Origin of the sequence: Pedobacter planticolens (assembly GCF_014172375.1) — a bacterium.
In the GTDB taxonomy this organism is placed as follows: Bacteria; Bacteroidota; Bacteroidia; order Sphingobacteriales; family Sphingobacteriaceae; genus Pedobacter; species Pedobacter planticolens.
The window spans coordinates 555,102-576,596 of record NZ_WNXD01000002.1; the positions used below are offsets into that span (position 1 = coordinate 555,102).

The 21,495-nt window shown below is 35.2% G+C and carries 12 protein-coding genes; 4 read left to right on the plus strand and 8 right to left on the minus strand.

Annotation, left to right across the window (positions count from 1 at the left end; translation table 11 throughout):
- Nucleotides 1–55: 55 nt before the first annotated feature.
- From GM921_RS11075 to GM921_RS11100, 6 genes are all read right to left on the minus strand, one after another.
- Nucleotides 56–1,747 carry a S41 family peptidase gene (locus GM921_RS11075; protein WP_182922702.1) on the minus strand — a complete coding sequence of 564 codons (1,692 nt, stop codon included), beginning with the start codon at nucleotides 1,745–1,747 and terminating at the stop codon, nucleotides 56–58.
- A 60-nt stretch (nucleotides 1,748–1,807) separates the two neighbouring features.
- Entirely contained in the window at nucleotides 1,808–2,023 is a 216-nt protein-coding gene (locus GM921_RS11080; protein WP_182922703.1) for a hypothetical protein, read from the minus strand.
- Nucleotides 2,024–2,075: 52 nt separating this feature from the next.
- Nucleotides 2,076–4,733, minus strand: coding sequence for a gliding motility-associated C-terminal domain-containing protein (locus GM921_RS11085; RefSeq protein ID WP_182922704.1), 2,658 nt, complete (start codon nucleotides 4,731–4,733; stop codon nucleotides 2,076–2,078).
- Nucleotides 4,734–4,800: 67 nt separating this feature from the next.
- Nucleotides 4,801–5,592, minus strand: coding sequence for a DUF4397 domain-containing protein (locus GM921_RS11090; RefSeq protein ID WP_182922705.1), 792 nt, complete (start codon nucleotides 5,590–5,592; stop codon nucleotides 4,801–4,803).
- A 20-nt stretch (nucleotides 5,593–5,612) separates the two neighbouring features.
- Complete coding sequence (locus GM921_RS11095; protein WP_182922706.1) at nucleotides 5,613–7,160, minus strand: SusD/RagB family nutrient-binding outer membrane lipoprotein; 1,548 nt, start codon at nucleotides 7,158–7,160, stop codon at nucleotides 5,613–5,615.
- Nucleotides 7,161–7,171: 11 nt separating this feature from the next.
- Nucleotides 7,172–10,255, minus strand: coding sequence for a SusC/RagA family TonB-linked outer membrane protein (locus GM921_RS11100; RefSeq protein WP_182922707.1), 3,084 nt, complete (start codon nucleotides 10,253–10,255; stop codon nucleotides 7,172–7,174).
- 235 nt (nucleotides 10,256–10,490) lie between these two features.
- Between GM921_RS11100 and GM921_RS11105 the strand changes: the two genes are divergently transcribed.
- Complete coding sequence (locus tag GM921_RS11105) at nucleotides 10,491–11,237, plus strand: DeoR/GlpR family DNA-binding transcription regulator (RefSeq protein ID WP_182922708.1); 747 nt, start codon at nucleotides 10,491–10,493, stop codon at nucleotides 11,235–11,237.
- A 68-nt stretch (nucleotides 11,238–11,305) separates the two neighbouring features.
- Here the strand turns inward: GM921_RS11105 and GM921_RS11110 are convergent, their stop codons facing one another.
- Nucleotides 11,306–13,165, minus strand: coding sequence for a RagB/SusD family nutrient uptake outer membrane protein (locus GM921_RS11110; protein WP_182922709.1), 1,860 nt, complete (start codon nucleotides 13,163–13,165; stop codon nucleotides 11,306–11,308).
- A gap of 11 nt (nucleotides 13,166–13,176) precedes the next feature.
- The gene (locus tag GM921_RS11115) at nucleotides 13,177–16,590 is read right to left on the minus strand and encodes a SusC/RagA family TonB-linked outer membrane protein (RefSeq protein ID WP_182922710.1); all 3,414 of its coding nucleotides are present in this window, start codon (nucleotides 16,588–16,590) and stop codon (nucleotides 13,177–13,179) included.
- Nucleotides 16,591–17,552: 962 nt separating this feature from the next.
- Between GM921_RS11115 and nagB the strand changes: the two genes are divergently transcribed.
- From nagB to GM921_RS11130, 3 genes are all read left to right on the plus strand, one after another.
- Nucleotides 17,553–19,472, plus strand: coding sequence for a glucosamine-6-phosphate deaminase (gene nagB, locus GM921_RS11120; RefSeq protein ID WP_182922711.1), 1,920 nt, complete (start codon nucleotides 17,553–17,555; stop codon nucleotides 19,470–19,472).
- Between the two features lie 149 nt (nucleotides 19,473–19,621).
- Nucleotides 19,622–20,707 (plus strand): acyltransferase family protein, encoded by a 1,086-nt coding sequence (locus tag GM921_RS11125; RefSeq protein ID WP_235969825.1) that lies wholly within the window; start codon nucleotides 19,622–19,624, stop codon nucleotides 20,705–20,707.
- 6 nt (nucleotides 20,708–20,713) lie between these two features.
- A complete protein-coding gene (locus GM921_RS11130; protein WP_182922713.1) occupies nucleotides 20,714–21,493 on the plus strand; it encodes a DUF1835 domain-containing protein in 780 nt (259 codons plus the stop codon).
- Nucleotides 21,494–21,495 lie beyond the last annotated feature (2 nt).

Sequence of the window (21,495 nt, forward strand, 5' to 3'; positions counted from 1 at the left end):
ATTTGAGAATTTCAAATTAAATCGCAAACAACGTAAAACATAGTTAATCAAGATTTTAATTCTCTGATGTTAAGGATTTTAATGGGCTTCCAATTGTTTTAAATGCTCCGTCTCCTTTAAGAATAGCAAGCATTTGTGAATGATTATTAAACAACGTTTTGGCTTGCACTATTTCTTTATCATATTGAAATGCTTGCTCAATTTTTCCTTTCTCGAAATAATAGCGACTAATAATTTGTGTTTCTAGCACTCTTTTAATTTCTGCTTTATGTGTTATTAAATCAGTTTTTTTAGCGCTTAACATTTTAGATTTCAATTCTTCTAAATCTGCCTTTACTGCTACGAGCTTATTTTCGTTTTCTGCTTCTGTTCTTAAATCAGATAATAAACGCTCAGTACGTGAAGTGTAACTATAGTCTTTATCGGCTAATGAGTTAACAAATTGAGTATAATCTACATCACTTAGCTGAAAGGTTTTAACATTAGTTATTTCTTTGTTTGTTTTTTTATAGCTGTTGGCATAATCAAACAAAAGATTTTTATTGATTAGTGAAATAGTGATGGGGCTAAATTTCGTCGGTTCTACAAATACATCTGGATAAACTCCATTACCATTATACACAGTTCTACCAGCCCTTGTATCATAGGCTTTCATTACAGAATCTGCAAATTTCTCAGCCTCGCCATTCTTGTCTTTATGTGAATAATCCAATGCCTGAATGCATCGCCCAGATGGCGTATAATATTTCGCAACTGTTACCTTAACCAAACTATTGTATGGGAGATTAAAGGTTTGCTGCACCAGACCTTTGCCATAACTGCGTTGGCCAATAATAATTGCTCTATCTAAATCTTGTAATGCACCTGCTACAATTTCTGACGCTGAGGCTGATGAACCATTTACTAAAACAATTAAAGGGACTTGTGGAGAAACAGGTTGATTTACAGTTTTATATGCGATTGTTTTTTCGGGATTTCTTCCTTTTTGAGTAACTACTAAAATGTTTTTATCTACAAACAGGTTTACAATTTTAACAGCTTCTTGTAAAATACCTCCACCATTATTGCGCAAATCCAATATAATACCTTTGGGTTTTTCTTTATTGATATTTTCTAAAGCAGTCGCGACTTCCTGACCAGAGTTTTCTAAAAATTTATCTAATCGGATATAGCCTATTTGATTATCTAAAATGCCTGAGTAGGATACGTTTGGTTGTTTAATCTCTTCTCTAATAATAGTTTTATTTAGTACGGCGCCCTCTCTTATAATAACTAAACTTAATGAAGAGCCTTTGGGCCCACGTAATAATTGACTGATTTGACCTCGATCTTTTCCTTTTGTATCTATCCCATTAATCTTTACAATCTGATCACCTGGTTTAATGCCTTGTTTATTTGCTGGATTTCCTTCACTTACCTCGTTAACAAAAAGTTTTCCTTCGATAAATAAGGTTCCTGCACCTATACCACCATACTGCGTGCTAACATACTTTAATTTATAATCTTCTATTTCAGATTCTGGAATATACTCGGTGTAAGGATCAAGGCCTTCTAACATCGCATCAATGCCAGTGCGCATTAAACCTGTAGGGTTTGTTTCTTCTACATAGTTGATATTGATCTCTTTGTAGAGCGAGGCAAAAACATCTAAGTTTTTAGATACAAGAAATAAATCTTCTTTAAAGGCAAATGTTAACGATAACAAGCCAATGGAAAACAATAAGATACCGATTTTAACTTTCTTCATTTACCCTTTTATTAGTAAAAGTAAACTTACAAAAAAGCGTTATGATTTAAAAACGAGATATTATAATCGGTTGCCAGTTGGATCGGCCAATGCTTTACGAATTGTAAATTCAATATACTTTTGATCTCTTTTAACCAAAGTCATTAGTTTTTGCACTAACTGATCTTCTTGACCAGACGAAAAAGAAAGATCTGCTTGAGTTAAATCACGGTATTTTCTTAAGAATTTAATTTTAACCCTTTCCCAGGTTTCAGGAGTAAGTGTAAAGTTTGCCATTGTTAAAATACTTTGATACAAAAGTATAAAATTTTAAGGTATTGTATTTCATTTATCTCAAAATGGTTAAACTTCCACTTTGTATGCCACAATTAGTTTTTAAATCAATAACATAATAATAAACTCCTGTAGGCAATATTCTGCCATTATAAACTCCATTAAATGGCTTGGCATAGCCTTTAGAATAAAACACACGATTTCCATTACGATTGTATATACTAAAATCACCGTTTGGATAATTATGAGTTCCTTTTATTTCCCAAACATCATTCACTCCATCTCCATTGGGTGTAATAGAATTTGGAATATCTAAAGCTGACGATTGTAGTGTGGTAAAATCTAAAAGTTGCCCATCTACCTCACATCCATTTTTATCTATTACCTTGAGTATATATTTCCCTGGAGCAACGCCACTTATATTAAGCAAGCTCGATACCGTATTCCCATCTTCATTTAACCATTTATAAGTGTAAGGATTGGTACTTCCGTTTATCGCAATGCCCGATGTACTTATCGCTTTTCCATCACAATTTATATACTGTTGCATTGCAGCATAATTTATGATAGGTAGCGGTGCTTCGAAAATCTCAAATTCTCCTATCTTGTTTGAACATCCATTAATACCATAACCCATTAAGGTATACTTTCCTGGAGCAACATCTAAAAGATTTTCTGTAGCCCTAATCTCATTGTTTTGCGCATCGAACCATTTAAAACTATCTGGTTTTTGATTTTCATATCCCAAAATAGCAATGCTTCCATTGTCATTCCCGCAGGTTGCATTTTTAATTTGCACTTGATTAGGCCTCGCAGTATATGTAATTATTATATTTTCAATAGTATAAATGTTAGAGGTTACTTTACAAGCTCCATCTCCAATGGTAAAATAATATTTCCCTGCTGGTACATTCTCCAAATCATTTTTATCACTTACTATACCTCCACCAACTCTATACCATGTTCGGGGAAGATCGTTTACCACAGTTATTTTTTTAATATATCCCATTGATGATCCGCAATAGGTTTGGTTTTTGTCTATTTGGAGATCGTTTATTCCATTGGCATTGCCGTCAATCGTAAAATTAGCTGATTGTGGCGGATCGCATAATCCGTTTTGTCCAGCTTTAAGGAAATAGGTGCCTGCACCAACATTCGTCAACTTACGTTCATTACTAACAACAACATTCGGATTATTAACATTATACCATGCAAACACACTCGAATCAAATACATTAACCTCAATGCTACCTGTTGTTGCACCACAAACTACCCCCGCAATCGATGCGCTCGTATTATCGATAAAGGGCTTAGAAAAAGTTGAAGTAGCGCCATCAGGATTTGTACCCATGCTTGTAACTTTTCCTGTAATAGGTCCATCGTAAACCCAATTACCATTAGCATCTGTTGGCACTGTAGCAAACCATGTTTTACCTTGGCAATCTGGACATGAATCTGTATAAAATAATTCTATGATGGAATTAGGTAAATAGGTTCCACTTGCGCCTGTTGCAGATAAGTTTGTAATATGAGATTGCGTTATAAATTTGCCCGCAGGCAGATTTTTATAGGTAACTGCCGCTAAGCTATTGCAATAAAAACTATTCTTTAACATAGATATAGGATATGCAATTTCTATTAAAACCCCTGTTTTATTATATGCTATTGAATTTCCATCATTAACAACGCTACCCCCGATCATGCCCTTATTACAAAAATTTACATGAATTCCAGTTGTATTGCCAAAACTCTCATTGCCTGTTACGCTCGTTCCGATTTTATTATTTGAAATTATAAATCCTCCATTTACATAATCCATTTCAACTCCTATATTCTGTGCGCAAATTATATTTTTAGAGATAATGGGAATAGATAATTCACCATTAACATAAATCCCTATCGCAGACGGTGAAGCTATTGTTTTAATAAAAGTTTTATCTAACCCAATTACATTATTTACTATTTTAATGCCTCCATCTGCACCACCTAAGGCTATGCCTTTTATTGTATTTGCGGTTATTAAATTCCCCTCCTCTGGAGTATCACCACCAATAATACTATTTTTTAAAAAGCTTAAATCAATGCCCGTTTCATTAGGTTGAGCATTTAGGCCATTCTCTCCCAAACCTATAATGTTTGAAGAAATCTTAATATTCACCACATCATTTCTTGGGATAATATAAGGAGATAATATACCCGCATAATTATTGTTAAAACAATTTGGTTTACCTGGTGCGCCAATAATTACATCACTGGTATTTAAAAGGAATATCCCTGCTTTCTTATCATCTACTGATCCAGCTGGATCGGATTTGAAGTTGCTAAACGATAATCCATAAATCTCAATGTTTTTAGCATTATCTAGCCTAAGACCAGAAAAGTAAGCTGTTACAACTCTTATTAAATTGATTTTAATATTTGCATTAGGTAAAACTAAACCAGCAATTGAAGGTTGAGTTGTAGCATCTATAACAATATTGGAAGTGAGAATAGGAAGTTCACTTTCTAAAGCAATTGTAAAATCAAGAACGGAGTTTCCTTGTATATTAAATTCAATATAGTCAATTCCGCCAACTGGATTTGCATTGGCAGACTTAATGGCCTCACGTAAACTACCAGACCCATCATTAGCATTTGAAGTAACCGTAAACACCTCAGCCTTAAGGTTATTCACACAATATACCAGAAAAAAAACCAGTAATATCTTTTTCATTTAAAAAGTTAAGATACAAAAAAACCAAGTCATCACTGACTTGGTTTTGTAATAAAATATTTACAACTTAATAGAAAGTTGTATAAACGGTTCCTGATAAAGGATAAGTTGTACTACCTAAAACACCTCTTAAATAAAACGTATAAGCCCTACCTTTAGTTAAGCCAATGGTAATATTGCTTAATAAAGGCAAACCGGTAGCCGTATTATTTAAAGCAAAAACATTTGATGGTGCAGCTCCTGGCCCAGGACTTGGAATTTCAGCGAAAGCTGATGCTGTACCATAGGCAACGTTTGATGCTACTTTTGTACTTGTCGCAGTTTTTACCAAATCTAAATTTGGGCTACCATTATATAAATTAACCATACGAATAAAGATTTTTGAAGTATCCAAAGCGGGCTTAACATCTTCCAATACCAACAATGGTCCAATAGATTTATTCGTCGAACTATATTGTCCAGTAGTAAATATGGTATAATACTTACCAGCCTCAGGTGTAATTGTAGCATTTAATACTTCTAAATTTTTATCTACTGTTGCAGAAGGTATAATATTTGCTGTTACTTTATGCGAACCTGGCGCTGTGATTGCGTAACCCAAATCTGGATACAATCCGTTATACGCATAGCCTGCATTTTCTACACCTGTAGAAGACAGTGCCGACGAAAACTTTAAACCATCTACATAAAAGTTAGCTACTGGGCTACCTGGGGTTAAATTCAAGAATTTAAGGTATGAATACTTGGGGTCTCCAGGGGCGACCTTTTCGTATTCTGTGTTTTCAACAGTACCTTCATTTTTTTTGCATGCTGCAAGTAATACTGTGCATACTGCTATAAAATATAATATTTTTTTCATTTCTATTTCAATTTAAAAGGTTAAGGCTGAGCGAACCACATTGGTATAGTGTGATAATCAATTTTATCAGCGCCAATTTTTGCAAGGGCGGCCACATTCCAAATATATTCAGAGTTATATCTAGGGCGGTAGCGTTGCGCAGGTTTACCTCCATTATCAGAATAAAACGTGGTAGGGAATACATATACGTTTACATAAGGATTGTTACCTTTTGAATCTCCAGTGATGTAATTATATTTACGTAAATCACTCCAAGTTTCTACAAAACCGTAACCATATAATGCTAGGTATTTTTGTAGCATTATATCTCTCAAAGTTAATGTTGCTGCACTTTGTTTTACAGCAGCACTTGTTAAATAAGCAGTTTTAGCAGCTGGTGTAATTGCCACACCTTGGCTACTTACAAAATCTATACTTTCAGAGATGCCTTTTAGATACGCTGTGTAAGCAAGTGTTGGGTCACTATTTCTAAACGCAGCCTCAGCTTTAATGAATTGAATTTCAGTGGAAGTCATGATTGGAAAGCCAGCTTTATCTTTATAGATATATTTACCTAAACCAGCACCAGGATTAGCACCACCTAATACGCCCCAAAGATTAGGGATTTGATTTTTAGCCGCAACTGTTCCTGCATCAGCTCTATAAGGTAGAGTTCCTCTAAATACCCCATCAGCAGATGCAGTTATCATATTATCTCTACGAGGATCAATAACTAAACCAGAAGTGCCAGTAAAATAGGTTCCATCTAACAACCCAACAATTATATTTGTTTGGCGATACGCCCCCATATTTTGTCTTAGTGGACCAAAGAAATTTGCATCAGCAGAATTACTACCATTATTTGGCACTATAAAGTTATCAGCATTTGATGCTAATGATTTATCGCAATATTCAATAATTTTTGTGGGATTGTAAGTTGATTTGTTGATTAAGTTACTTGCATTTCTTGCCAATAAACCATAATTAAATTTAATCCATTTAGCAGGATCACCTTGATAAGCTAAATCTGGACTAGATAATTTAGCAACAGTTCCAGCACCATCAGTTCTGCTAAAGTTTTTAATCGATTCATTAGCCAAACGAACTACCTCAGCATATACATCTGATTGAGGATCGTAATCAAACACATAACGGTTTGGCTCGTAAGCTTGTTTTAAGATAATATCACCATGGTAATCTGTAGTAATTTGCCATCCCCAAGCTTTTAAAGCTTGGGCCATACCTACATAATTCCATTCTTGTTTACCTTCGCTATCGCTTATAATTAAATTTAGGTTTGCTCCTAAACCATAATAATTAGTACGCCAAATTTCTCCCATGGCATCACTGATCTGAATCCAACCGTGTTGTTCGCCAACATTTACCGCTCCACCAAAATATTGAATCAATCCACCTAAATATCTTGAGTCAAATTGTACACCACGCTCCATTTGCGCAAACAGTGGTGGGGTTAATGTTTTACTTTCTGGGTTTTGCGGCGTTGCAGGGTCAGTATTTATATCGAAATACTTTTTACAACCAGAAAATGTTATTGCAAATGCAATTAATACAATATATAATTTTTTCATCGTTTTCATAATTAAAATCCAACTCTTAAACCAAAACTAAAACTTCTTGGTTGGCCAGATGATCCAAAATCAATACCAGTACCACCAGTACCACCAGATGCCGCGCTCAAGCCATTAACAGAAGGATCAACACCTGAGTAATTTGTTAACAACCATAAGTCTGTTCCTGTTACGAAAACAGAGGCGCTTTTAAAGGTTTTACTATTAGCAAAAAGTGTTTTTGGTAAAGTATAGCCTAGAGTAACATCCTTTAACCTAATCCAATTGATATCTTTTTCTATGAAATCTCTTGTATTATAGTAGGTAGAATAATAAGATGTAGTGATGTAAGGAATAACTACAATATTATTTGGAGTTGGTGTACCACTATTTTCTAAACCATCTCTTAAAACACCTTTTATAATTCTAGGCTCTTCCCTATCTAAACTAGTTTTAGACATACCTCTTGCATAAAGATATAGTTCTGTAGCATTATAAATATCTCCTCCTTTACGTATATCAAACAGGAAAGATAAATTGAAGTTCTTGTAAGTAAAGCTGTTTGTTAAACCAATACCAAAATCTGGTGCTGTGTCACCAATCTGAGTCCAGTTGGTATCTTTAATTGGCATACCATTAACAGGGTTAATTAAAATTTCTCCATTGTTATTTCTCAAATAATCTAAACTTGCAAGGGCAGAGATTGAACTTCCAACAAAATATTGTCTTCTAACGTTATCAAATAACCAAGTATCAGATACATAGAAAGTAGTTTGATCGCCTGGCAATGCAGTTAATTTACCTCTAGCACGAGTAATGTTGGCAATAATATCCCATGAGAAATTGCTCTTTCTAATTGGTGAACCTTTTAAAGTCAATTCAAAACCTTGGTTAACAACCTTTCCGCTATTAATATTTTCCAAAATAGCACCTGTTGCATAGCTTAAACGTGGAGCAGATATTTGTCCATCACTTACTAATTTATAGTAAGAGAAGCTAGCAGATAATCTATTTTTTAAGAAACTTAAATCGATACCTACATCAGTTGAAGTGGTAAACTCAGCACGTAAATCCGGATTACCTAAGGTTACATCCACTGCAAATCCACCACCTGTTGTAGTTTGAGGAACCAACTTAGTTTTTGTGATATAAGCATTTCGTGGATCTTTACCAGTTTGTGCCCAAGAACCCCTTAATTTACCTTCCGATAACCAGCTTATTTTCTTAAATACTGGCAACTCAGAGAATATAAAACTTAAAGATGTACTTGGATAGAAAAACGCATATCTTTCAATAGGTAATGTAGATGTAAAATCTTGTCTACCCGTTAAAGTTAGATATAACATATCATCATAACCCACCTCTGCTTGACCAAACACACCCATTTTACGAATAATTGGGTTAGCATAAGCAACTCGTTGCGTTGTAGGATCTGTGTTATTTAAGCTGTAAAAATTAGTTTGATAAAATTTGCTACCATACTGAGCGGTTACATCTTCTGTTTTATCAGAAACATCATAACCAATACGTAATACTGGTTTAAATTTGCCATAGGTTTTTTTAACAATACCAACTAATGATGCGTTGAATAACTTAAAGTTATCAGTAAATGTATTAATACCTCCACCAGCATAAACACCAGTAACGTTAGCATTATAAGATTGTGGATGATAGGCACCTAAACCCTGCATTGAGTAAATATCAGCGCCTGCTGTACCTTGAAAACTTAACCAAGTTGTAGGTTTATAACTAAAACCTATGTTTGACAAAACCCTACTTACCTTATCCCAGTTAGGATTGTTTTCCATACCCCAAAGTGGATTATCAAGCTCGCCGCTTAAGCTTCCAGTAATTGTTCTTCTATCACCAGTAGCTGTATAACGATTTCTAATATCATCAACCACTGGCCATGTTAATACACTCAGCATTGGGCTACCTACCCCCTTATAAGTTTTATTGGTTTTTGAGTTAATAAAATTTATAGAAGCATTCATGCTTATTTTAGAACTGATTTTAGCAGTACCTGAAACTTTAGCATTTAAAGTAGTATAATCTGTACCATCTATTACACCAGTTTGGTTAACATAACTTAAGCCTGTTCTAACAGAAAGTGCTTCTGAACCACCTTCAACAGATGCATTGTGTCTTTGTGTCCAACCTGTTTGATAAAAACTACCTAGATTATCATAAATTTTATATTTCTCAGGGTATTTCGATCCAAAAAACGTTCTTGTACGAATTTCTTCATCAAAAATACCACCAGCACCACCACCATATACAGTCTGCACATCAGGAAAACGATAAGGGGTTTGAGAAGTAAATGAATTACTATAACTTACCCTTGCGGCGCCTGCTTTAGCTTTTTTGGTAGTAATAATTACGGCACCTGAAGCGCCTTGAGTACCATATAAAGCTGCTGCTTCAGGGCCTTTTAATATAGTTACAGACTCAATCTCTTCAGGATTAATATCCATACCTCTATTTCCGTAATCGTTGTTTCTATTAAAAGTACCTTGTCCAACTAAATTATACTCACTAAAAGTATTGTTAGAAATAGGCAAACCATCTACAACAAATAATGGTTGGTTATCGCCATCTAAAGATACTGCACCACGAATAATTATAGAAGATGAAGCGCCTGGCGTACCGTTAGTAGGCGTAATGGTAACACCTGCTACACGACCCTGCAAACCATTAATAAAATTTTCTCGTTGCGTTTGCGCTAAGTCGGTTCCTTTAACCGTTTGTGCATCATAAGCTAAAGATCGCTTATCTCTTTCGATACCAAAAGCGGTTACTACCACTTCATTTAGCACTTTAGAATCAGGGCTTAAAACCACATTGATTGCAGTTGCTGTACCTACAGTTTGCTCTTTGGTGGTCATGCCAAGATAAATAAACTGAAGTACATCTCCAGCTTTCGTTTTAATTGAATACAAACCAGTAGGACTTGTTTGTACCGCGGTAAGAGTGCCTTTAATTTTTACAGAAGCACCTGGAATGGGCAATCCATCTTCTGCAGAAGTCACTTTACCAGTAACCGTTATTTGTTGTGCCATAACCTGTATAGCGAACAAAAACGAGCCCAAAAACAGCATGAGTAGTTTTTTTTTCATAAACATGAATTTGGTTAATAAATAAGTTTTGTTTTGTTGATTGTTTGACTCTTGCTAAACACGCATTAATACGCAGAATTACAATTGTTAAGTAAATATGATAAATGTTTTTCACTAATAAAAGAAAGTTTGCAACTATTTTAATGATAATTGCAAATTTTTATTGCAAAAACCAGCAAAAACCAGCAGAATATTTTTAATTTTTATATCTTAGTATTCCAAACAACTATATATTATGTTAAAGAAAGAAAGGCATGACTTTGTTATGCGACAAATTAATCTGCATAATCGAGTGCTTACCTCAGATCTTGTTCACTTGTTAAATGTTTCTGAAGATACCATTAGGAGAGATTTGCAAGAAATGTCTGATGATAATTTGTTATATAAGGTTCACGGAGGCGCTCTTTCTAAATCCTATCATTCTTCTTTTGATGACAGTACGGTTTATGCTAAAGATGCCAAAATAACTATTGCAAAAAAGACTATTCCTTTAATTAAAGATGGAATGGTTATTTTAACAGGAGGTGGAACTACTATAATTGAATTGGTAAAACAGCTGCCAGAAAATTTAATGGCCACTTTTTTTACGATTAGCCCATTAGTAGCGGTTGAGTTAGCCAAATACCGAAAAATTGAGGTGATTTTAATTGGTGGCATGTTTTCTAAAAACTCGCAAATCACCTATGGCGGACATGTAATTAGTCAACTCTCTGAAATTAATGCTGATTTATGTTTATTGGGCACTAGCGCTATACACCCCATTGACGGCCTTACAGATACAGATTGGGAAATCAATCAGCTAAAGAAGACCATGCTCAGTTCATCAAGAAAATCTGCAATCCTATGTATTTCTGAAAAACTAAATATTTCACTTAGAATAAAAGTAGCTTCTTTAGAAAACATCAGCTATTTGATTACAGAGTTAGAACCTGAAGATTTGCAATTAGAAAATTATCGGGTTAAAGGATTACGTATTCTTTAACTTATAAAGTTCATTTAATTAAAAAAGGCCATCTTAATAGATGGCCTTTTCTTTTGGCTAAAACGAAACTACCACCCCGTAGTTTGGGTAAGGGTATATCCTTTTTCTTTGTATTGTTGTATCTGAGTTAGCCCAACAGGTGATAGGTATGATTTGTCTGTAAATGCATTTCTATTTGTAGCATTTGTAATCATCCAAAATCCTATCATATTGGCAGCATTGCTACCATTCCATATTACTATTGTACCATCCATCTTTTTAACTTTAACAACATTAATGTTAGCTGTTGTTAAATAAGTGGTTTTAAGCAATGGCGTATTATTAAGATCCACCCATGGCCCCAAGAAATAATCTGGATTAGTAGAGAAGTTCATGTAATTTAATTTCATCCATCGCTTGATATCCAACAATCGAAAGCCTTCATAAGCAAATTCCATCCTTCTTTCTCTGCGAATTTCCCAAATTAAAGCTGGAACATCCGCATCACGAACAGGATCAACTGGATAAGCACCGAGTACAAGTTTTGGAGTTTTAGTCAAAGTTGGATATTTTGTGAGTGCCGCAGCTTCGATAGGGCGATTTCGAATAGCGTTGATCGATTTGTCTAAATCACCTTGGGTAACACCTGGCCCTCCTAAGTACTCTGCCAATACTGCTTTAGCTTCAATCCAATTTAATACCACTTCACCTAAACGCATTACTGGCGCATCATTTGTATTGGTGCTGCTGCCCCAAATTGCTGGATATGGGCCTTTTGCTCCTCCATAATATGAAATTGCATCTTTAGAAGCAAATTTATAGCCATATAATAAACTGGCAGAGGTAATCATTGCTGTATCAATAAATGTAGCTTCAAAACGTGGATCACGAGTTGCCACTAAATCATGCATCCTAAAGGTTTTAGCTGCTGCAATAGGAGTGTTTTGCCAAACATTACCATCATTCACAATAAATGCCTTGGCTAACACCAAGTTTGCATCCTGTGTATTTACTTCTGTTCCATTGCTATATGAACCAATACTATGAGTTATACCCAAAGCCCCGTCATAAGTTCTATACATCAACACTTCTTTATTGCTTGCTAAGCTTTCTGACGAAAACAATGCTTTAAAGTCACTTGTGAAACTATAGGCTGAATTCGCCATCACTATGTCCCCAGCCTCTACAGCAAATTCTAAGTATTTCTTAGCACGTGCAGCATCAAGGCCATGATAATGTTCATATGTGCCTTCGAACAACATAAATCTAGAAATGTAAGCAGCAGCTATATATCTATTTAAATTCTGTACTCCATCAGTGTTGCGCATGTTTGCTAACACGTATTTAAAGTCATCGTAAACCTTATCCATTACTAGGCCTCTACTATCACGATCTTTGTATAATAATGGGAGCTCGGTATCTGATAATTCTTTATCGAAATAAGGCACATCACCAAATACACTCACTAAGCGACTATATTCATACCCTCTAAAGAACCGAGCTACTGCTGTCCAATGCTTATAAGCATCTGCTGAAATATTTGGTTTTGCTACAGTTTCAATTCTATTTAAGAAAATATTAGCTTTTCTTACCCATGAAAAATTCCAACTTGGACCAGCATAAGTTGTTAACCAAGCTTCAGTCTCTGAAGTTGTACCTCTAGATGAAGGAATACTACTTTCGAAACTGGTTTGTGCATTTCTGCTAGTTAAATCATCTGAAAATGTATACCCTCTTACTGGCGCATAATCTACACCAAATGCGGTATTATATCCATTAAAATAATTTGTATAAAACCCATTCCCAAATAGCCTCAAATCATCCTCATTGCGCCAGAATTCACCATTTACGTAAGTGGTAAGAGGTGGGCGATCGAGAACGTCTTTATTGCAGGAGATAAATAAGATTGCTACCGCAGCTATTCTATATATGTATTTAAAATATTTCATCGCTTTATTTTTTAAAAGTTTAATTGAACACCAAAAGACACGCTTTTAAAAGTTGGTATCCCTGTACCGGTACGACTTAAATTGTAAGTGTTGTTAAAAAATCCTACACCAGATATTGCTTCAGGGTCTATCGGCAAATCGCCAAGGTGATCCCAAGTAAGGATATTTTCTAGTGAAGTATATACTCTTAATGAGCTAATACCAACTTTTTTAACAAAACGTTGAGGTATTGTATAACCAACTGTTAGGTTTTTAAGGCGCAAATATGCCATATTCAATAGATATCGATCTTGAATTTGCATATTGTTATTAACGTTACTTCCTGCATTATTATAGGCCGCAGGATAGAATGCATCGGTATGCGTTGGCGTCCAATAGTTTTCAGAAATCGCTGCAGGTATTGCACCATCAGATGATTGATATCCAGGAATGGCAAGGAATCCATCTCCCCAAATTTCACGTTTACCTACCCCTTGGAAGAAGGCGCTAATATCAAAACCTTTGAAATCTGCTCCTAATCTAAAACCATATTCATATTTTGGATTAGAGTTACCAATTACTTCTAAGTCTCCATGATCTGCCAATGTATTGGATCCATTACTAATCTCGCCATCGCCATTTACATCAATGAATTTAACATCACCAGGACCATAGCGGAAATTGGCTGATGTTTGTACGAATGGCTGATAAACTGGTTTAACTCCGTTTACAGTTTTCAATTTATACGCTTGTTTACCTGCGGCAAGTTTACTTTCTGCAGCTGTTAACGTAATCAAGATCGGTTTTCCTGCGCCATCTAACTCAAAATCATCCATTTGATAAAGTCTATCTGTACGATAACCCCAAATTTCGCCTATTTTTTTACCTACATAATTGCTGTTTACACCTGTAGCCGATCCATATGCAGTAATTATTGATTTTGAATTCGAGATGTTTGCTGTTAAATTAATCCCTAATCCATTTTCGAATTTATGGTTGTAATTAACCGATAGCTCAACACCTGTTGTTTTCAATGAGCCATAATTACTTAGTGGAGCACCTACACCAAAAGTTAATGGAATACCTTCTGCAGGTACAATTGCATTGTTCGTGTTTCTTTGGTAAACCTCGAATGTTGCATTTAAACTATTGTTTAAAAAGCCAACATCAACCCCTAAATTTTTTGTAACGATATCTTGCCACTTAATGAATGCAGAAACCGCAGTAGGAGTACTCGCATAATTTACGCGAGAGTTACCACCACCAATCCAAGTAGAAATTATTGGCGTTAACTGAGAGATATAAAGCCCAGAAGGAACGGTTTGATCACCAATAGAACCGTAAGACCCTCTAAATTTCAATGAACTTAAAGCTGGTTTTGCCCAATCCATAAAACTTTCCTCACTAGCTACCCATCCAGCTGAGAAAGAAGGGAACCATCTATACCATAGGGCCATAGGGAATTTTGATGAACCATCATACCGTAAGTTTGCCTCAAACAAGTACTTGTTTTTGTAAGCGTAATTAATACGGCCAAAGTAGCCCAATTGTGCTTCCTGAGACCTATCACCACCACCTGTTGTAGTACCTACACCAAACGCGAACTGTGGGTTATTAATATCTGTAAGATTAGTTATTTGGGTAAATTGCGATTCGATGTTAAGTGCCACCCTATTTAATCCCAAAATAAATTTGAAATCATGATTTTCCTTAAGCTTCAAATTATAGGTAGTGAATGCATTAATGGTATGTGAATTATAATTCTCTGCTGATCTATAGAAGTTGTCTGGTGCTGCGCCTAATGCAGTATAAGTTTCGTAAGCAAGATCGTATGCAGCCATTGCATCAGGAGTACCAGCAGCAACAACTTGACCTTCTGAATTTACATATACTTGGCTACCGCTTCCATCAAGTCTTAATTTGGGAGCAACCCAAGAATTTCTAGCGGTAAAACGCGTACCTGGACGCTTATTTATTGACTCTTGATTAGTGTATGTATAATCGAAATCAACTTTCCAGTTATTCATAATATTTACCGTACTCCCCAAATTAATGTTCATGTAATTCTGAAGAATGTTTGCAGTATTTGCCGCATTTCCTTCACTTGCTGGACTACGAATGGGATCTCCATTTTCATCATTACCAAATGGATAGATGGAGGCCCAACGATACATATACAACCATGGATCAGCTCCAGTAGGGCCAGTTACATACGCATATTCTTTATTTCTGCGAGAATAGATAGAGCTACCGCGAACAGTAACATATTTATTAAGTTCGCTTGAAACTCTTAAAGAGGCATTGTAACGTGTAAATTGGTCTGATTTTGATGCCTTCATCATACCGGCTTGATCTAAGAAGGCCAATCCCAAGTTATAATTCGTTTTTCCTGTAGTACCGCCTACCGACAAATTATGCGTCATTGTAGGTGCCCATTCTTTTACCATCGATTCGTATGGATCATAGGTTCTAATACCCATCTTGGTACCATTTTGAACATACCAATCTCTTCCGAAAACAGTTGGATCATCAGCACCAATCGTACTTCCATATTTCTCTTTCCAAGCGATAGCTTTGTTTAAGCTAGCTCTATCCACTCCGTAAAATGCGCCTTCCGGTGTAACTTTTCCTATTCGTTCTGCGGCATCAACAGTGTAAGTAAGTGCACTTATATCGCCCATCTTCAAGTCTTTCCATGGGTTTTGGTAAGAGAAATTATTGGTATAGCTAATTTGAGCCTTTTCAGTTCCCGACCCTTGTTTTGAAGTAATTAACACTACTCCAAATGCAGCTTTGGCACCGTAAATTGAAGCTGCTGCCGCATCTTTCAAAAGGGTAATCGAAGCAATATCACTTGGATTAACTAACTGGATACTTGGAATTTCCACATTATCCAACAAGATTAGCGGAGCTGATCCGCCTTGGAATGATCCGATCTGACCTCTAATTTTGATAATTGGATCTGAACCAACTTCACCACTAGGGGTAATAATTGTTAATCCAGGAGCAGCACCTTGCAGCGCTCTACCCACATCAGCAATTGGCCTACTTTCCAAAGTCTTTTTAATATCGATTGTAGTAACAGCACCTGTTAAGTTACCCTTTCTTTGGGTACCATAACCTACTACTACTACCTCGTTCAAATTTTTGTTATCACCAACTAACGCTGCGTTAATGGTAGTAGATTTACCAACCGTTTGCTCAATAGTGGTTCTTCCTAAATAAACAAACTGTAGTACATCTCCTTGTTTAGCCTTAATGGAATATGTTCCATCAGAATTAGTTTGGGTAGCAGTAGTACTTCCCTTAACTTTTATCGTGGCACCTGGAATTGGAAGCCCATCTTCTGAGGATGTGACTTTACCAGAAATCGACATTTCTTGCGCCATAATTTGGAAAGCAAACACAAATGTGGCCAAAAAAAGCATGAGTAATTCTTTTTTCATAATCATAAATTTGGTTAGTGATTAAGTTCTATTTTTTGTTGATTATTAACATTTGTTAAAAACGCATTAATGCGCAAATCAGCAACTGATAAGTAAATATCATAAATGTTTTTTACTTAAAAAATAAATAAAGCAACTATTTTGATACAATTCTCAAAGCAATAGCCGCATAAAAATGCACAAAAACGCATAATACTTGAGCTTTTATGCCCGTTATATTCCGAAAAGTTTTAAGCATTAACAATGGCTGCTATAATTTTTTGTACATAATTGCACCTGTATCGAATCAATTTGAATATTACGACAGTATCGGTCGGTTTAGCACTAACCAAAATGAAGTATTATAAATTTCGATAGCAGGAAACACCTATTTATAGACATGCGATTAAATAGAAAAGCCATCCTTAATGAGAATGGATTTAGCCGCATTAGTTCCGGTGGATACAGACATCCTTCGATAGAAAAATGGGTTAACAATTCTCTAATTCATCTATCTTATTTCAACATTTCTTAACCTTGTTTAACGATGCAAACAAACAGGGATAAGTGTAGGTCATATTCATAGTAAGTCCGCAGTTAGTCCGCGTATAGTCCGCATTATTTTTCAAAAAGGCGGACTTACTATGGACTTACTTTGGTGTTACTATTACCTTAACCCGAAGTAGGTTTAATAGTGTTCTCTTTTTGCAAAGGATGTGGGTGTTATATTAAAGTTGTAGGAGTAAAAAAATTTTCGTGAAATATAAGCCTCAAACATTAATCTTTCCGTTTATAGCTTCTAAATGTGATTCTTTACTATTGTTGTTTATTACAGGGAAAATTGCGTTTAAATATCAACCGTTTGATTATAGCACTAAAGCTCTTTTATAAAAATACTTGTAATAAAAGTAAACTTCCTTTATTAAAAATTGCGCATTAACTGCTATATTTACTGCTCCGTTCACTAAACAACAACAGAATTAATGGCAAGATTAAATCTTTTAGAAGAAACGAGGTTCGAAAAACTCCCTGTTACCGTCTTTAAAAACCCTAAAGAAGCTTCTATCAATGTTGCGCATAGAATTGCGAACATCATAAAAGACAAACAAAAAAACAACTTAAATGCAGTGCTAGGCTTAGCAACTGGTGCAACTCCCATCGCAGTTTATGCAGAATTAGTGCGTTTACACAAAGAAGAAGGCTTAAGCTTTAAAAATGTGATCACGTTTAATTTGGATGAATATTATCCAATGCAACCAACTGCTGCTCAGAGCTATGTTTCATTTATGAATGAGCATTTGTTTGATCATATAGACATTGATAAAAACAATATTCATATTCCAGATGGCACGCTTAAATTGGAAGAAATTCCTGCTTTTTGTTTAGCGTACGAACGCAAAATTGGTGATGTAGGTGGTCTAGATATGCAAATATTAGGTATTGGACGTACGGGTCACATTGGTTTTAATGAACCAGGATCTGCACCTAACTCTGGTACACGTTTAGTTACTTTAGATGATTTGACCCGTAGAGATGCGGCCCGTGATTTTGGCGGTAAATCTTTCGTACCTACAAAGGCAATTACAATGGGAATTGGCACCATTTTTAAAGCACGAGAAATTGTGTTAATGGCATGGAACCGTAAAAAATCTCCTATTATAAAAAAGGCTGTTGAAGGAGAAATGTCGAGTGAAGTACCTGCTACTTACTTACAACTTTCTGATAATGTAGAATTTGTGTTAGATGAGGATGCAGCTTCTATGTTAACCCGATTTGACACACCTTGGTTGGTAAAAGATTGTGTTTGGACTGATCAATTGACTAGAAAAGCGGTAATTTGGTTAGCTAATACGTTGCACAAACCTATATTAAAATTAACAGAAGACGATTTTAATAACAACGGTATGGCACAACTAGCCTTAGAAAAAGGACCTGTTTACAATATTAATATCCATATTTTTAATAAATTACAACATACAATTACTGGCTGGCCAGGTGGCAAACCTAATGCAGATGATAGCCAAAGGCCTGAAAGAGCTGAACCTGCTAAAAAACGTGTTGTTATATTTTCTCCTCACCCAGATGATGATGTAATTTCTATGGGCGGAACGTTTATTCGTTTGGTTGATCAAAAACACGATGTACACGTGGCTTATCAAACTTCGGGTAATACTGCTGTTTGGGATGATGATGCATTACGTTTTGTAGAGTTTAACAATGATTTTTCTGAGAAAATGGGTATCGCTCATCCAGAAATGAAAAACATGTACACCAAAATGCGTCAGTTTATTGAGCAGAAAAAACCAAACCAAATAGATACTCCAGAAATACAAACCGTTAAAGGTTTAATTAGAAAAGGAGAAGCTATTGCTGGTGCTCGCTATTGCGGATTAGAAGATGATCACATCCATTTTATGGCTTTGCCTTTTTATGAAAGTGGTAAAAATCAAAAAAACCCAGTAACTGAAGCTGATGTTTTGTTAACAATGGAATTACTTCAAAAAATTAAACCTGAGCAAGTTTTTGCCGCTGGCGATTTTGAAGATCCACATGGCACACACATTGTTTGTTTCAATATTATTTTAGAAGCATTAAGAAGATTACAAAAAACAGAAAGCTGGGTAAAAGATTGCTGGTTATGGATGTATCGTGGTGCGTGGTTAGAGTTTGAAACTCACGAAATCGAAATGTCTGTTCCACTTAGTCCGCAAGAAGTTGAACGTAAAAAGTTTGCTATCTTCAAACACCAATCTCAAAAAGATAGAGCTGTTTTTCCAGGTGATGATGCTAGAGAATTCTGGCAAAGAGCTGAGGATAGGAACAGAGAAACCGCAAAAGCTTACGATAATTTAGGTTTAGCCGATTACGAAGCCATGGAAGCTTTTGTTCGTTATAAGTTCTAGTTACCTTTCTTGCTTTCATTTTTATGAATGATTTAAAATTATCTTCTATATATTAGTCTTATAGAAGATAATTTTAACTTAAAGAAATGGAACTTAAACCTCAGCGACTATTATCATTAGACTTTTTTCGCGGTCTAACAGTCGCCACAATGATTTTAGTTAACAATCCAGGCAGTTGGAGCCACATTTATGCTCCACTTGAACACGCCGAATGGAACGGCTGCACGCCTACCGACCTTGTATTTCCTTTCTTTTTATTTATAGTTGGTGTTTCTATTGCGTATGCAATGGGCAGTAAAAAAGCAGACCCAAAAAGCCATCAAAAAACAATCTTAAAAGCATTAAAAAGAGGTTTAATTTTATTTGGATTAGGTCTTTTCCTGTCCATTTTCCCTAGAAATTTTCAAGACTTTAATTTCATAGAATCGATTAAACATGTTCGTATTCCCGGCGTTTTACAACGAATTGGAGTTGTGTTTTTTATCTGTTCTGTGATATTCTTAAAATCATCCGAAAAAAATATTTTCAGAACCATTATTATTATCCTTTTAGCCTATTGGGCATTAATGATGTTTTTACCCGTACCTGGGGTTGGCTATGCAAATCTCGAAAAGGAAACCAATTTAGGCGCATGGCTCGATAGAACTATTTTAGGCGAAGCTCATTTATGGAAATCTTCTATCACTTGGGATCCCGAAGGGATTTTGAGCACTTTACCAGCTATTGCAACTGGTTTATTTGGAGTTTTGGTTGGCGTTTATTTAAAACGTAAAGATGTTGAACCAGCTTCGAAAATTGCATGGTTATTTTCTGTCGGATGTATGTGTGTAATTGCAGGTCTTTTATGGGATTTAGAATTTCCAATAAATAAATCATTATGGACAAGTTCTTATGTGCTTTATACTGGCGGTTTGGCTACTATAGTTTTGGCGCTTTCGTATTGGATAATTGATGTGCATAACTATAATCGTTTTACAAAACCTTTTGTAGTGTACGGAGTAAATGCAATTACCGTATTTTTTGTGTCGGGATTAACGCCACGCTTACTAAACATGATTAAAATTAAACAGCCAAATGGCGATGAAATTGGTTCATTAACTTATTTTAATCAAACCTTTTTTACACCTCATTTTTCTCCAATAAATGCATCATTGGCTTACGCGATATTTGTGATACTTTTCTTTTATGTGATACTTTGGATCATGTACAAGAAGAATGTCATTATTAAGGTTTAAACTAGTATGAAAACACTTCATATTTTAAATGGTGATGCTACTTTATACGTTTTTAATCGGACAAAAATTGAGGGAGATATATTAGTTTGGCGTGAAATTTTAGCCGATGGTCCGGTTTCCAAAACCAACTTATGGGAGCTTAGATCAGATTGGATTTGTAAAACTTTTGGAGAAAATTCTACCAATTACCAACAGAAAGTAATTACAGAAGCTGAAAAATTAAATAACATTGATAAATATGATGAAGTTGTTCTTTGGTTTGAATACGATTTAACTTGTCAAATTAATCTGATTTGTATTTTATCTAGTATAAACTCAAATTACAACGAAGACACTTCCATTTCTTTAATCTGTCCAGAAAGTATAGAAGTAATGCCAAATTTTAGAGGATTAGGCGAATTAAACCCAACACAGTTAAGTGAACTTTTACATCAAAAAGTTAAATTGCAAAAAGCCGATTTAGCATTCGCAGCCGAAGCTTGGGATTTATATATCGAAAATGATTTTGAAAAAATTCAAGCATTTTTAATTCGAGATTTTGGGAATTTACCACTGCTTAAAAAAGCACTTAAAGCACATTTATTGCGCTTTCCTAATCGCTCTACTCAATTAAATCACATCGAAGAAGTTTTATTAGGTTTTATAAATTCGGGCATTTCCAGCAAAGCTGAACTTTACGATGCATTTTGGACACAAGAAAGTATTTATGGCTTAACCGATTTACAGCTTGATCATATTTTAAATCAATTAAAGGAGAAAGAACTAATTGCTAAAGGACTATTTTAGTT

Excerpts from the sequence above, each read along its gene's own strand:
- GM921_RS11075 (WP_182922702.1), bottom strand. The coding sequence starts at position 1,747 with ATGAAGAAAGTTAAAATCGGTATCTTATTGTTTTCCATTGGCTTGTTA.
- GM921_RS11080 (WP_182922703.1), bottom strand. The coding sequence starts at position 2,023 with ATGGCAAACTTTACACTTACTCCTGAAACCTGGGAAAGGGTTAAAATT.
- GM921_RS11085 (WP_182922704.1), bottom strand. The coding sequence starts at position 4,733 with ATGAAAAAGATATTACTGGTTTTTTTTCTGGTATATTGTGTGAATAAC.
- GM921_RS11090 (WP_182922705.1), bottom strand. The coding sequence starts at position 5,592 with ATGAAAAAAATATTATATTTTATAGCAGTATGCACAGTATTACTTGCA.
- GM921_RS11095 (WP_182922706.1), bottom strand. The coding sequence starts at position 7,160 with ATGAAAAAATTATATATTGTATTAATTGCATTTGCAATAACATTTTCT.
- GM921_RS11100 (WP_182922707.1), bottom strand. The coding sequence starts at position 10,255 with ATGAAAAAAAAACTACTCATGCTGTTTTTGGGCTCGTTTTTGTTCGCT.
- GM921_RS11105 (WP_182922708.1), top strand. The coding sequence starts at position 10,491 with ATGTTAAAGAAAGAAAGGCATGACTTTGTTATGCGACAAATTAATCTG.
- GM921_RS11110 (WP_182922709.1), bottom strand. The coding sequence starts at position 13,165 with ATGAAATATTTTAAATACATATATAGAATAGCTGCGGTAGCAATCTTA.
- GM921_RS11115 (WP_182922710.1), bottom strand. The coding sequence starts at position 16,590 with ATGAAAAAAGAATTACTCATGCTTTTTTTGGCCACATTTGTGTTTGCT.
- nagB (WP_182922711.1), top strand. The coding sequence starts at position 17,553 with ATGGCAAGATTAAATCTTTTAGAAGAAACGAGGTTCGAAAAACTCCCT.
- GM921_RS11125 (WP_235969825.1), top strand. The coding sequence starts at position 19,622 with ATGATTTTAGTTAACAATCCAGGCAGTTGGAGCCACATTTATGCTCCA.
- GM921_RS11130 (WP_182922713.1), top strand. The coding sequence starts at position 20,714 with ATGAAAACACTTCATATTTTAAATGGTGATGCTACTTTATACGTTTTT.